This window comes from Microbacterium sp. 8M (genome assembly GCF_902506375.1).
GTDB lineage: Bacteria > Actinomycetota > Actinomycetes > Actinomycetales > Microbacteriaceae > Microbacterium.
In genome coordinates this window covers 710,086-724,564 of the sequence record NZ_LR733284.1, presented here as the reverse complement: position 1 = coordinate 724,564, position 14,479 = coordinate 710,086, and the positions used below count along the sequence as shown (strand labels likewise).

Annotated in this window: 9 protein-coding genes; 1 reads left to right on the top strand and 8 read right to left on the bottom strand. The window is 65.1% G+C overall.

Annotated elements, in window-relative coordinates:
- Nucleotides 1–258: 258 nt before the first annotated feature.
- Nucleotides 259–3,612 (top strand): CBM96 family carbohydrate-binding protein, encoded by a 3,354-nt coding sequence (locus AERO9AM_RS03395; RefSeq protein WP_159574889.1) that lies wholly within the window; start codon nucleotides 259–261, stop codon nucleotides 3,610–3,612.
- Nucleotides 3,613–3,647: 35 nt separating this feature from the next.
- Here AERO9AM_RS03395 and AERO9AM_RS03390 read toward each other — a convergent pair whose 3' ends face one another.
- The 8 genes from AERO9AM_RS03390 to AERO9AM_RS03355 form a co-directional block, all read right to left on the bottom strand.
- A complete protein-coding gene (locus AERO9AM_RS03390) occupies nucleotides 3,648–5,120 on the bottom strand; it encodes an O-antigen ligase family protein (protein ID WP_159574888.1) in 1,473 nt (490 codons plus the stop codon).
- Nucleotides 5,120–6,325, bottom strand: coding sequence for a lipopolysaccharide biosynthesis protein (locus AERO9AM_RS03385; protein WP_159574887.1), 1,206 nt, complete (start codon nucleotides 6,323–6,325; stop codon nucleotides 5,120–5,122). Before AERO9AM_RS03385 ends, AERO9AM_RS03390 begins: the two co-directional genes overlap by 1 nt.
- A gap of 14 nt (nucleotides 6,326–6,339) precedes the next feature.
- Nucleotides 6,340–7,632: a rhamnosyltransferase WsaF family glycosyltransferase gene (locus AERO9AM_RS03380; protein ID WP_159574886.1), complete on the bottom strand. Its 1,293-nt coding sequence runs from the start codon at nucleotides 7,630–7,632 to the stop codon at nucleotides 6,340–6,342.
- On the bottom strand, nucleotides 7,629–9,644 hold the full coding sequence (locus tag AERO9AM_RS03375; protein ID WP_159574885.1) for a glycosyltransferase: 2,016 nt from the start codon (nucleotides 9,642–9,644) through the stop codon (nucleotides 7,629–7,631). Before AERO9AM_RS03375 ends, AERO9AM_RS03380 begins: the two co-directional genes overlap by 4 nt.
- Entirely contained in the window at nucleotides 9,641–10,648 is a 1,008-nt protein-coding gene (locus AERO9AM_RS03370) for a hypothetical protein (RefSeq protein WP_159574884.1), read from the bottom strand. The genes AERO9AM_RS03375 and AERO9AM_RS03370 overlap by 4 nt, the downstream gene beginning before the upstream one ends.
- Nucleotides 10,645–11,751, bottom strand: coding sequence for a glycosyltransferase (locus tag AERO9AM_RS03365; RefSeq protein WP_159574883.1), 1,107 nt, complete (start codon nucleotides 11,749–11,751; stop codon nucleotides 10,645–10,647). Before AERO9AM_RS03365 ends, AERO9AM_RS03370 begins: the two co-directional genes overlap by 4 nt.
- A gap of 34 nt (nucleotides 11,752–11,785) precedes the next feature.
- On the bottom strand, nucleotides 11,786–12,898 hold the full coding sequence (locus AERO9AM_RS03360) for a nucleotidyltransferase family protein (RefSeq protein WP_159574882.1): 1,113 nt from the start codon (nucleotides 12,896–12,898) through the stop codon (nucleotides 11,786–11,788).
- A 96-nt stretch (nucleotides 12,899–12,994) separates the two neighbouring features.
- Nucleotides 12,995–14,305 (bottom strand): UDP-glucose dehydrogenase family protein, encoded by a 1,311-nt coding sequence (locus AERO9AM_RS03355; RefSeq protein ID WP_159574881.1) that lies wholly within the window; start codon nucleotides 14,303–14,305, stop codon nucleotides 12,995–12,997.
- Nucleotides 14,306–14,479 lie beyond the last annotated feature (174 nt).

The window sequence follows — 14,479 nt, the reverse complement described above, 5'->3', positions numbered from 1 at the left end:
GATGCCTGAGCCCAGGTTTCGTCCGGGCGGTCTCTCGCTCTGGAGGGCGCAGCCATGCTGGTCGGGTTCGATCGAGACGGCCCATCTGCGCGTCCGCTGAAGACATGCGACCCTTTGGGCAGATCGCTCGATAAGGCTCTGCATCACCGATATACTGGCGATCATCGAGGCCGATTTACTTCCCGCCCCGTGACGCGCCGCTGTCCGTCGACATCCCGACGCGACGGCCGTGGCTTCCGCTGAAGCAAGGGAAAGCTGATGAAGTTCTTGGTGATCTTCCTGGCCAGTTCCTTCGTCCTCGGCGCTCTCGCCTGGCAAGGCGCACCCCGCCCAGCTGAAGCGGTCCCTGTCAGCACACGCGCAATGGCGCTGCCGACGTTCGATGCCACCGTGCATCCACGACTCCTCGGGAGCCGCACGTCGTTCGATGATCTGGCTGCGAGGGCTTCCAAAGATGCGCGCTCCGCCGATCTCTGGAAGCGCACGCAGGCCAAGGCATCGGCACTGCTGAACACGGCCCCCATCGGACTTCCCGCTTCGGGAGACGTGTATTCCGCCGCCCAGACGATCAACGACAGGACGACGACCCTGTCGATCGCGCTGCAAGTCACGGGCGACAAGACATACGCTTCGCGCCTCTGGCAGGAGTGGTCACCGGTCGTCCAGCGTACAGGCTGGAGCAGCGGGAATGACCTGGCGAATGCGACATTGGCGGAGGCTGCTGCAATCGCGTACGACAGCGCGCTGACGTACTGGGATCCTGCCAGCACGAGCGCACTCTCCGACGCGATCATCCGCGAATCCTTGACCCCGGCGATGAACGCCTATCAAGCGAAGAGCGCCTGGACGCTCCAAGCAGGCAACTACAACATCGTCACGAACTCCGGATACGCCCTCGCTTCCCTCGCCGTCTCCGACCGAGCCTCACAACTCGCGGGAGACGTCTACACATCGGCGATGAGCAGCCTGAAGCAAGGCATGTCGGCCCTGTCAGGGGACGGCGGATTCTCCGAGGGATACCAGTACTGGACTTATGCGATGCAGCACCTGGTGATGCTGGGGCGAGCGCTGCGCTATTCAACCGGCTCGGATCAGGGGGTCTTCTCGTTCCCCGGCATGGCGAATACCGGGAAGTTCGGTGTGAACATGCAGGGGCCGACGGGTCAGGTCTTCGATTTCGGCGATTCGAAGCCGGTCACGGGTGGGGTGCCGGCTCTGTTCGTGCTGGCGGACGAGTATTCGCAGCCCGTTCTGCGTCAATGGGCCTACGAACAGGCGCAGCTCCAGTCCACCAACCAGTTCGCCTTCCTCTGGTACAGATCGGGGCAGCCCGAGACTTCGCTCGCAAAGTCAACCCAGCCCCTCGATGCGCGATTCGCGGGGAACAGCGTGGCCACGCTCCGCTCGTCGTGGTCGGATCCCGACGCACTCTTCGTCGCGACGAAGACGGCCAATCCGAACAACAACGGGCATCCTCAGCTCGACGCCGGCACCTTCGTCCTAGACGCTCTCGGTCAACGGTGGGCCACCGAGCTCGGTCCCGATGACTACAGTCTTCCCGGCTACTTCGACGGCGGTGTCAATGGAGCACGATGGACGTACTACCGCAACCGTGCGGAGGGTCATAACACGGTCGTCTTGAGTGACGCAAAGGGCGGCCCCGACCAGCCTCCGGGAGCCGTTTCGACCTTTGCGCAATCGGGGTCGTCTCCCTCCGGGGGCTACGTCGTCTCCTATCTGACCGGAAGCGCGACGAACGGGGCGACGACGTGGAAACGCGGAGTCGCGCTCATCAACGGTCGCACCGAAGCCGTCGTCGAAGACGAGATCATCTCACCGTCCCCGATCGACGCGATCTGGTCGATGCACACTCAGGCAACCGTCGACATCAGCGCAGACGGGAAGAGCGCAGTGCTGACGCGCAATGGCCGACAGCTGCTGGCCCGAATCGTCTCGCCCGGCAACGTGACCTTTTCGCAGACCTCGTCCACGCCGCGATGGTCGTCGCCGAATCCCGCAGGACAAGCGACGAACGACGGCATCCGGAACCTCGTCATCCTGGCGCCGTCCATCACCCGCCTCATGCTCACCGTGCAATTCACCCCGTTGCATGAGGGAGTCGCGCGCCCGGGTGTTGCGCCCGCGCAACCCACGAGTGCCTGGGCGACGACGAACGGCGGTTCCGTTGCAGGGATCGCCGTCGACGGTTCGAATCTCTCAGACTTCCGTTCCGACACTCCTGTCTACACGCGTCCCGTTGTCGCCGGTGCCGTCCCGGTCGTCGCGGCAACGGCGACCTCGGGCTCCTCCGTCAGCGTGGTCCAGGCGACAGGGGTGCCCGGAGTCGCAACAGTCACGGCCACGGCCGGCGATGGCACGAGTGCGAGCTACAGGATCTACTTCACCGTCGCCCCTCTCGCTGTGGCAAATGCCACGGCCAGCGCCTCGACGACACTGGCCCCCCTGACCAAGGACGGTGATGTCGCGACCAAGTGGGTCGCGTCGGGCAATCAGAGCCTGCAATATCAGCTTCCGGACGGAAGCCAGGTCGCCACCGTGCAGATCTACTGGGCCGATCCCGTCCCTCCGGGTGCGACCTTCGCCATCGCCGTCTCCGACGACGCAGTGTCGTGGAACACGACGTACTCGTCCAGCATCTCGAGTTCAGGCTGGAGCACATACGCAATGACCCCGGTCAAGGGGAGATTCATAAGACTGCTGACAGACGTCCAGAACAACCCGTCGACCTACGCCGGAGTGTCTGAGGTTCGCTTCTTCGCCCAGCCCGGCGCGAAGTCGAGCGGTGTGCCTCTCAGCTTGGGCAAGGCCACGGTTCAGCTGTCCGCGCCGACAGCGCGCGTGGGCGACACCGTTCAGGCCACCGTCTCTGTCACGGCCCCCGACGGGACACCGGTGGCCCCCGGAGGACTGAGCGTCGCGTGGTGGTCCGCCGATCCGACGATCGCGACCGTGACGTCCGGCGGCGTTGTGACGGTCAAAGCCGCCGGATCGATTCGCATCGGCGCCGTCGTGACCGCGCCGACGCGCGAGTATCTCAGTGCGGGAGCTGCTCTCACGACGACCAACCCCTGGCTCAATACGCTCAAAGCCACCGCGGACACCTACGTCAGCAACGCGACGAACCAGGCCACCACCAACTTCGGGACCAGCGCAGGACTGTTCGTCAAGATGCACCCGGTCTACACGACGGTCAACCGCGAGGCGTACATTCGCTTCGACGCGTCACGACTGGTCGGGAAGACGGTCGTCTCCGCCAAGCTGCGCTTCGTCGCCAACACGACCGATTCCGGTGGCACCGACACCGTTCTCGCCCTGCAGGCCATTGCCGGACCCTGGGATGAGATGTCAGTCAGCTACGCCACGAAGCCGCCTCTCGGGTCCGTGGCAGGCAACGCCGCGATCAACAGCACCGCGTCAGAGTACGTCGTCGACCTGACCGGCCTTGTCCGTGATGCTCTGACCAGTTCGGGTGGCATCGTGAACGTCGCCTTCACCGAGCCGAGCACCAGCGCCTCCCTGCTCGCATTGATCTATGGGAAAGACAGCAGCAGGCCGCCGACTCTGGAGATCACAACGGCCTACGTGCCTTGACGATGAGCCAGGCGCTCAGATCTCCGAAGCCGTTCTCAGGCCCTCACCTCGGCAAAGTCCGACTCGGCGACCGTCTCAGCTTCCGCGGATCGTGCATCGAGGGGTATTCCTACCAGACCCAGCAGAGAGAAGAAGAGAATCGGGGGGCCCAGCCAACGAAGTTCATCGAAGATGAAGAACATCAGGCACAGGGAGATGAATGCAAGACGCGCACCTCCCCGAAGCCGGAATGCGCCGACAAGCGACAAGACCACGAGCGCGAACGCCCCGGTGATCCCGATCGTCGCGAGAGTCGTCAGGAACTGATTGTCGACGACCTGGAATCCGTCTTGCTGAAGGAGTCCGCGGTTGAACAGCTCGAGTTCGGACCCGACGCCCGAACCGAAGAGCACTTCAGAAGAGGATCGTAGATTGGCGAGCTGCCCCACATACGTCCAGAAGTCCGCCCGGTGCGAGTACGAGCCCGACTCGCTGAAGCGATCCCATTGTCCCGCGATCAGCGAGAAGGCCCTTTGGTCCAGAAGTGCGAACGACAAGACAGCGACCAACGCGATAGCCAGGAACATCTTGGCCACTACGCTCGCCCGCTCGGAGACCAAGGCGAAGATGAGGCACACCGCGCCGATGGCCCACGCACTTCGCGAACCCGAAAGATACGCCCCGAGTGCGAGAACGGCCTCGCCCGCGATCAGAACCCAAAGGGATGAGCGCGGTCTGCGAAAAGCAAGGATGAGCATGGCCACGACGAGCAGCATCCCCAGGAGAATCGGGTGGCCGAGCATGCCCTGTGCTCGAATCAACTCCGTGTTGATGGGATGCGGCAGCTCGGCGCCGTTCGTCGTCGCCGGTCCGAACGGAGGAATGGCGATCTTGGCCACCTCCAACACCGCCAGGACCGCCTGAGCAACACCGAGCAGAATGACTCCGTCGAGGAAGAGGCGGGCACCGCCCGCTCTCAATCGCAAGCAGACGAGTAGCGCCAACAGCGAAGGAAGAACGAACCTGACGAAGACATACGTGAGGTTCGCCGACTCGTTGGCTGCCGACGAGAAGTACTCCAGAGCGAGAAACAGTATGGCCGCCGCGACGACCGCGATGAACGCCGGCGAACGGTGGCGACGCGGGAGTTTGGCTCCCGAGAAGCTGAGCAGCAGCGCAAGAAGCAGTCCGGCCGAGACGACGAGCGCAGCCTGGAACTGATTGCCGTTGGTCGTGTTGTTCGGCCCCGCCGCCAGGCCCACGGAGACGGCGAGGAACAGCATCCCGCCGGAACGGAGTTCTCCGCGAAGGCCCACGAGCACGATCAGCGCGGACACTCCTGCTGCGATCCAGAACACCAGCATTCCGACATCGAGCGTCATGGCGCCTACGCAGCCCAACCAAAGGGCAACAGCCGCGAACCAGAGCACCCGCTTCGAGCGCGCGGCGGATGACACCTCGTGGTCAGGCGCTCGTTCGAATCGATGAGAGGTCCGGTCGGGCCCCGAAAGGATCGGTGCGGCGCGCATCACGCAATCCTAAGCTTTTGGTGGCGACGAAGTGCGAGTACCTGAACGAGAGCGCCAGTCACCTCAGCGCTGACGACACCGGCGACACCGCCGGCCGCCCCGAACCAGAACCCGAGACCGAGCACGGCGCAGATGCCGACGGCGCACGCAGCAGCACTGGATGGAAGCAGCCATTTCGCGCGGCCGTATGCGACCAGCGAAAGGCCTAGACCACGTGAGACGCAGATCACTGCGATCATCAGACCCGACATCCAGGCGAGCGCCGGGTCGACGTGGACGGTGCTCGAGAACACGAACGATGCGACATACGGCACCAGGATCGCGTAGGTGATGCCGACGATCAGGCCCATGCTCACGTTCAAGGCCAGCTGCCGACGGTTTCTGTGATCGAGGGCCTCGGGAGTACCTGCGGAGCCGAGCCAACTCTGCAAACGATTCGGCACTGCGGCAAGAACACTCAGAGACATCCGTGCGAGGCGATCGATCGCGGTGAACAGTGGTACGGCTCCCGGCGATACAAGAGCCATCAGCGTCACCGGAAGCGCGGTGAAGCCCGCGGTTATCGAACGCCCGCCGGTGACCACCGCCTGGTCTCTGAGCGCTTGCACTATCTGGTGTCTGTCCGCACGTGCATCCTTGTGGAACCCACCGAAGTCGATCATGCCCGCGCAGAGGGAAATCAGTGCCGCAGCTATCAACGCGATGCCATAGATCGCAAGACTCCCGCCCAGGCTGATGAGCGCGGCCGCGCCCACCGAAAGGATGAGCTTAGGGATCCCCTCGAACAGGAGCATCCGACTAGGCCGATTCGCTCCGATCCACGCCCACCCCAGCGAAAGACCGGCCATCGCAGAACCGACCCCGATGACGGCGGCTTCGAGCTTGAAGCCGGGCGACAACATCATCACGATCAGCACGGACACCGGCAGCAGCACCGCCATGGCGACAAGCCGACTGGCCGACGCAAGACGCACGTAGCGCGCCCTCTCCGATCCTGACAGCGCGGCGATCCTCTGCGGGCCGACGACCGCCCATCCCAGTTCGCCCACCACACTCGCGGCCGTGCCCACTGACTGCGCGATGCCCATCGCGCCCAGGCCGGACTCGCCGAACACCCGAGTGACCGAAGGAAAGACCAGCAACGGGGTGACGGCACTGAGCACCGGCGCCACGAGATAGAGCGAGAAGTTGCCGGCGCGCTTCATTCGCCGATTCTGTTTCACGATGGGCGCATCCCTACACGCTGCGACGCCATCAGCATGACGTTCTCGAGCGGCTGTCCGAGCTTGGAGACGATGTCCTTGTCCGGCGCTGGCCGGCCGTCCTCGCGCACGCGCCTCAACGCAGCGACGATCGCTCCCGCGAGCTCGTCGACACGCGGTTCCCGCGCGTAGATGAGTGGACTCAGCGTGTTCCGGATGCCGCCGAACTCATTCGTCACGGCGTAACAGCCGCGCACGACAGCGTCGAAGGGCGGATGCGACGGGTGCGGGCTGTGCTGCAGCGAGAGGAGCACATCCGAATCAGCGATGAGCCGGAAGTAGTCGTCCCACGACAAGCGGCCCACGGGCCGGAGCACGAGCGCTTCGGTCAGTGCAATCGGCGCGTGCGCTTCACCTGCGGATACGAACTCGACCTCGACGTCCCATTGCTCGACTTCCTGCGCAACTCTCTGCAGGACGGCTACGCCAAGACCGAAGAGGTTGCGCGGTTTGCTCGGACGTCCGTAGAAGGCGACGCGGAGAGCCTTCTCCGGCCTGCGGTCGGCCGGAGTCCCCTGCGGCACGTGCACTCCCGGCCGGAACACTTCTTCGTCCGGGACCTCCAGCTTCTCTGCGCTTTCGAGATACCGCGCCAATGGCATGGAGTTGATCACAGAGTGGAACCCGGCGTGGTACGTGGCTCGGGCCAAGGCATAGTCGGTCGACCAGGGAGTGAAGCCGGGCTCGTAATCTTGAATGAGGTAGACGACGTTCTGGACCTGAAGTGCGCCAGTCAGACCAGCCGCCGTGCCGACCGCATGGGCCGTTGTCCAGTGCGTGGGGACCCAGATGTCGGCTTCGTTGACCTCGAGACCGACCAGCGCTTCCCGCCCGACCAATTCGAGGGCGTTCATGGGATCCAGTCCGGCCCGTCGCCGTACCTCCGTTTCGAGGATCCTGCGACCTTTGGCGTCCATCTCGTTGCCCAGGCTCACGACGCGCAAGGGGGCTTTTCGCTCATTCGCGAGGAATCCCGAAGCCCGCAGCGCCGTATCTATGCCTGCGAACAGTGCAGAGGACCGCAGCTCGGGTAGCACAAGATTGACGCGCACCGGAGCGCGCTCCGTGACTGCCACGGCACACAGCATCACGCCTGACCAATGCAGTTGCGCCTCGACCGCCATCCGCAGCCGGGACTCTTCTGTCGGAGCCCCCGCAATGATCCCTGTCACGAGCTTCCGCCGCCGCGTAGAATCCTGCAGCTGAGCAAGCATCTTCGCTGCGCGGTACTGAATCTGCTTGACATTCACTTCCGCGCCTCCTCGCTCAGGCGAGTCCCGAACTCCACGTATCGCTTCCGCACATACTCCTCGAGGCGCTCAGCGACATTTCCGGCTGTCGGCGTCGGGGGACGCCGCATCGCATCGTTCAGAAAGGCCGCCAGCGAAGCGGGGTCTTCCGGATCGACGGTGACGAGAAGGTCACCGACGATCGCGGAGATCTCATCAAGGGCAGGCGAGGTTCTGGTCACGACGGTCTTGCCGCTTGCCAGACCTTGCCAGACCTTGTTGGCAATGACCGTCTCGGCCTTCCGCGAGCGCCCGAACACGCCGAGCACGACATCAGCATCCGCGATGAGCCCAGCCAGCGATTCCTCCGGGACAGGATCGAGGAAGGTCACATTCGGAATGCGCTCTTGGGCGACGCGCCGCTCGATCCCGTCGCGCAGCTGTCCCGCACCCAGGAGGACCACCTCGACTCGTTCTGCGGAATCCACGAGCTTCACAGCGTCGAGAACGTAGTCGACGCCGTGCAACGGCAAGTAGCCGCCGTAATACAAGACCTTGAGCCGCGGCCTGGACGCGACCTCCCTCGCACTCGCGGCACCGGCCCAGCCGGGGGCTCCCACGGGGAGCGTGAGCAGCGAGGACTCGGGCGTGCCATACCGTTCCGTCAAGTCGTTGGCCCTGGCATCCGTGTCGGTGATGACGAGGTCGCCCGCGCGCGCGGCGATCCGATCGGTAAGGTCCAAGAGTCTTGCCCGCATCGACGTCGGTGCATGCAGTTTCCAATCGCCGACGCGAGTCTCGTGCAATCCCACGAACCAGTCGGTGATCAGCAGTGCGCGCGCCCGCCACGCCAAGTATCTGGCGACCAGCGCGTACTTGTTCTGGAACTCGGCCAGGATGAGCACGTCCGCGCCGCCGCGGAGCGCCGCGCGTCCATCGCGCAACAGCACCCGGGCCTTGCGCAGGGCGCCCGGGTTCTTGTCGATCGGCACCACACTCACCCGTGCGCCGAGCTCGCGCTCGAGGTAGTCGCGGATCCGAGCGTTCCGCGGATAATCGAGTGACTCGACTCCCAGGTACACGACTTTCAGCGGCGCTCCGCCGCTGGCCGACACGGCTCCACCAGGGAGCACCGTGCTGGTCCCGCGAACGAAACGCCTGATGCGCCGTGCCGAATCCCATCCCGGCTTGCTCCGCCGCTCGATGGTGTGCACGGCGCCGATGACAGCCAGATCCCGGACTGCCGAAATCACGCGCGAGCCCGGCCGCAGCACGCCCAGGCGGTACTTCAGGAGGAACCGATTCCGCACACCCAGGAGGTCGGGAAGCACCCGCCCTCGCTGATAGCCGCGCACGGCCCGCACATGCGAGAACCCTTCGATGTGCACCAGGCGGGACGGCACCCCCAGAGCGCGTGCCCGCACGCCGAGTTCTGCGTCTTCGCGGTAGGCCAGGAACGCGTCGTCGAAGAACCATCCGCTTCGGCGCACGATGCGCTCGTGGGCGCTTCGCGTGACGAACAGGCATGCGCCGGTGAGGCCCTCCACGTCGTCGATACGGCCCGGCGTGATCAGAAACGGCTCACCCATCGCCCGGTCGAAGTGTCGCGCGTCGCGGGTCCACTCGATGCCGAGGCTGTCGACCTTCGCGGTGTCCGCACGTCTCAAAGCCGGTCCGTAAAGGCCTTCTGCGCCGTCCGAAGACACCGCCGCAACCAGCGCAGTCAGCGCACCCGGCTCGATACGCGCATCGGGGTTGAGGACGAGGCACGCATCCGCACCTGCACGGAAGCTCTCTGCCAGAAGCCGGTTGTGCCCCGTCGAGAATCCGAGGTTGTCGAATCTCTCGCTGACGACGGCGTCGACACCCGCCTCCGCGAGAAGCTCCCGAGTTCGACGATGCACCTCAGAATCCCCGGAGACAAGAAGGCGCAACCGGTCGAACTCGGTCCGAACCGCCGCGATCGCCTGGAACGTGCGACCCAATTCCTCGAAGTCCGGCCGGAACACAACGATCGAGATGTCGACGGTCACGCGTGGATCCCCTCGAGGAGACGTTGGATGGTCAGCGCCCTCGCAGCCCAGGAATTCGCCTGGATGAAATCCTGGCGCTCGATCTCGGACATCGAGGTGGACTCGATCCAGTCCGTGATGAAAGAGTAGCTCGCCCCGAAGTCGACCAGGAACGCGTGGTCGATCGGCAGGTGCGCGGGCCACAGCATCCGAGGGCACATCACGCGGATACCGAGACCGATCAACCGATACACGTGCATCAGGTCCTGACTGAGGGCGTAGTCGCTCACCGTATGCGGGATCAGTGCGACCGTACGCGCACCCGACAGCCGAGCGAGGTGAGCGTCGTCGATCCACTCAGAGACCGTGAGGCGCGAGCCGTAGTCAGCCCGCAAGGACGCGACGACGGCCCGCAGAGACCTGCTCGACCCGGCGCCGGCGATCACGATCTCGTCGAACCGGGTGGAACGAGCGACGTCCAGGATGAGCCGCGCATCCGTTCCTCCGTCGAAGAAGCTGCCGAGCATGACGAGCCGCAGCCGCGAGTCCCCCTCGGGCCGGATATCGGCCACGCTCTGGTCGACTCCATTCGGCACGACGATGGCGTTCGGCGCACTCACTCGTGCCGCCATGTACGGGCTGTTTACCGTGACCACCACGTCCTCGCCGAGCCGAGCTGCTCGCCGATAGGATCGCGCGGCACGCCACCGGTGCACCCGGTTGACGTCCGGAGCGATCGACCAGTCATCGCAGAAGTCCACCCACGAAGCGCCTGGAGTGACAGAAGGGTCGAACACAGGAGACAGCACTGCGGTCGACCTGTCGCTCGCCTCGATTCTCGGAACTCGTCGGCCTGTATCGATGCGTGCATCAGCGCCTTCTGAGCGCCCGTGGAAGTAGTAGCGCGCCTTCGGGTCGATGACTCCCGCGGCGCGGAGTCCAGCAACCAGGCGCGCAGCGCGGGAATTCGAGGCGATCCCTGGCCGGATGGCCCCTGCCACGGAGTCGATCGGTCGTGAGGTCATGGTCTGCCTTCAATAGCGAGCCGCAGCACGCGCTCGTACTCCGCGTTCACGCCATCCCAGGTGTATTGCGCCGCCCCCCGCCGCTTGGCGGCGTCGGCCAGGCGTTCCTGCTCCGCCGGATCGCTCAGCAGCTTCAGGATCCGACCCGCGATCGCCTCCGGCTTCGGCTCGACCAAGTGGCCCGCATGCTCTCCGAGCACTTCCCGGTTGAACACCGTGTCGCGCGCGACGATGGGGGCGCCGAGCGCCATCGCCTGAACGAGCGCGGGGTTGGTACCGCCGACACTGTGACCGTGGAAATACGCCCCCGCGTGCTGCCACAGAGCGAAGAGACGGCGATCGTCCTTCACGTGCCCCAGCCAGTGCACGGAACGGTGCCGCTCGGAGAGGCGCTGAGCCGCTTGGTCGAGTTCACCGCCATAGCCGGAGGAGCCGACGATGACCACATGAGTGCTCTCCGCGAGCCGGTCCACCGCCTGGAAGAACTCCGGAATGGTGTTTTCCGGCACGAAGCGTGCGACCACAAGGACGTAGCCGCGCGTGCTCAGGCCGGGCTCGACGGGCAGGTCGTCGTGCGGCGAGCCACCGTAAGGGATGAAGGATCCGTCTCGCCCGAATTCTTCTTCCCAGCGCCGACCGATCGCGAGCGAATCGAAGACGAGAAAGTCGGAATACCGTGCGGTCAGCCGCGCCCCGGTCTTGAAGACGGCGCGCGCAGCCTTCCCCCACTTGTCTCGCTCCCATTCCATCCCGTCAACGTTCGTCACCGTGGGGATGCCTCGCGCACGAAGCAGCGGCAGCCAGTACCCGTTTGCGACATTCATCACGAGCGCGACATCCGGCTTGTGCCGCATCGCATCGATCGTTGCCCCGAGGCCGTAGGAGAGGGTGGAGAGCGATTTCGATTCGATTCCGAAAGTCGACCGGGTAGCGACCCGCGGGTCACGACCTGGATCATCCTCCACTGTGGCGCCTTTGCGGCCATAGACGGTGACGTCCCAGCCCGCATCGGCGAGATAGGGCGCAAGTTGACGGATCGCCGTTTCGAATCCGCCGTAATAGCTCGGGTATCCCCGAGTACCGATCACGACTGCAGAAGGCATGCGTTCATTCCTGTTCGAAGAGCTGGATGACGGCTCAGTGACGTGCGAAGAGCTGCTTGAGGCCGAGCGCGAGGCGGCGCAGATGCGCGACAAGGGCGTTGTCCTCAGGATGCCCCTGCCTGCTCGCGGAGAGCTTTGCTGTCCGGCCGCTGGGCCAGAGCACTCGCCAAACGGCGATCGGCCGTCTGCGCCATGGCAGACTCCGAATCACAGCGATGTGATACTGCGCAACGCTTGACGCTCGCCTTCGCTTCCAGTCCTCCGGCGCCTCCGGCGCGTAGTCAGGCAGAACGATCCCCGGGACGGCTTGCGCGAACTCCGGACCCAGCACGGGCAGCGATTTCCACTTCTCGGCGAGAGCCAGCGCGCCAGTCCCACCAAGACGCAATGCACGTTGGCTCTCCACGTGCGACAGCTCCGTGACCGTCACCTTGGGATCGGGACGCAAGCAGTGCAGGGCGTAGATCACCGCGTTGGCCTCCACGGAGGGTACCGGACATGAGACACCGGCGAACGTCATGTACTGACGTTCGCTGAGCAATGCACGAAACGCGTCCAACGGCTCAACACCGATGCCTGGAAAGCGATAGTGCACATCGATCTCGCACCCCCAGTCGGCGGGTTCGAGCGTCATGGAGTGGTACATCTCTTCCGCAAAATCGAAGGGAATCACGTCCCACCCCCATGCGCGCAGAGATTCGGCGATTCGGTGTTGTCCTCCTGGTGCGACCCACAGGTCGACGTCGCCCGAATGGGGCTGCGTACGTAGACCTTGCCGATGGAGCACAGGCCCCTTGATGAAGATGCCCTCGACATCCGCTCTCCGCATCACTTCCGTGACGAGGGCGTACACGAGCTCGTGCAACGCAGAGGTGAGCCAGGGCTGGCGCAGGTCTCCGAAGCGTGCCTCATGGTGCACGTCGTTGGACGCGAGCCCGAGGTCCGCCATTTCTTCGAGAATCTCGATGTCTGAGTCTTCGAGGTCCGCTTCATCGAGCGGTCCGTCCTCCGCGAGTCGCCGCCACAGGGCCGCCCCGTGGCCGAACAGCGAACGCAGAGGTGCCGGAACAGTCGGGACGACGAGGACCTCCGCGCCAGGGATCGGCGGGTCATCGGCAACGTCGAGCGCCCCATAGGCGACGGCCACCCATTTCGTCATCCTTTGTCTCCGGTCCAGTCCAACGCGAGCTTCTCCGTCACGCGTGCGTCAATACGATCGCGCGAGGCGGGATCTGGCAGCCGTTCATGGCCTCCCCATCCCGTGATAACTCCAGCCTGCCTCGCGCCACGCGGATGCGTTGAGGCAGTTGCGCCCATCGACGACCACGCGCCCCCGCGCGAGAGATGCCGCATGCTCCGGGGAGAGTTCTCGACGGTACTCGTCCCATTCCGTGACGATGACGACCGCATCGGCACCCGTGAGCGCCTCATCGCGGGCCTCCGCATAGGTGAGCTGCGGGTGCGATCGCCGCGCGTTCTCGACCGCCTGCGGGTCGGTCACAACCACCTCAGCACCGAGCCCATGCAGCCGCACAGCGACATCCAGCGCCGGCGAGTCTCGTACGTCGTCGCTGTGCGGCTTGAATGCCGCGCCCAGGACGGCGACCTTCCTGCCGAAGACCGACCCGCCGAGTCCATCGATCACGAGCTGCACCGCACGCTCGCGCCGGCGCAGGTTGATGGCGTCGACCTCGCGGAGGAAGGCGACGGATTCACCCCGGCCGAGTTCCTCTGCGCGCGCCGAGAACGCGCGGATGTCCTTGGGGAGACAGCCGCCGCCGAATCCGATCCCTGCTCCGAGGAACCGCCGGCCGATGCGGACGTCGTGACCGATCGCGTCAGCGAGCTGGGTCACGTCGGCGCCGGTCACTTCGGCGATCTCGGCCATGGCGTTGATGAACGAGATCTTGGTGGCGAGGAACGCGTTCGCAGACACCTTGACGAGTTCGGCTGTGGCGTAATCGGTGACGATGAAGGGCGTTCCCTTGGCCACCGCCGGGTGATACACCGCGCGGAGGATGTCGGCGGCGCGTTCGCCCTCCTCCCCCGAGGGGACACCCACGACCAGCCGATCGGGGTCGATGGTGTCCTGCACGGCCCACCCTTCACGCAGGAACTCGGGGTTCCACGCCAGGGTGGCACCGGCGTCGCTGACGGTGCTCGCAAGGGCCGCAGCGGTTCCCACGGGCACCGTCGACTTTCCCGCGACGATGTCGCCGGGCTGCAGATAAGCCGCCAGGGCGTCGAAGGCCGCATTCACATAGGTCAGGTCCGCGGCGTATCCGTCGGCCTGCTGAGGTGTGCCCACCCCGACGAAGTGCACCTCGGCGCCACGCGCCGCTGCCATGTCGGTCGTGAAGGTGAGCCGGCCAGACGCGACACCCTCGGTCAGGATCTCCGCCAGCCCGGGCTCGAAGAACGGTGCCTTCCCCTGGGAAAGAGCCTCGACCTTCCGCTCGTCCACGTCGATGCCGACCACGTCGTGCCCGATCGACGCCATCGCCGCCGCGTGAACGGCACCGAGATAGCCGCAGCCGATGACAGATATCCGCATAGTGTGCCTCTCCCATTGAGAACTGACGTGGTTGAGGGAGCAAGGCGCCCTATGCCCTACATTCTGTCGCACGCGAGAGCCGCCCCTCGCCCCGCGTCGCTCTGTGCGCGCCGTTTAGGCGCAGGTCGAACGACGCGGTCGCGGCCGATCCGCGAGTTTGGGAGTTCCCGCGCC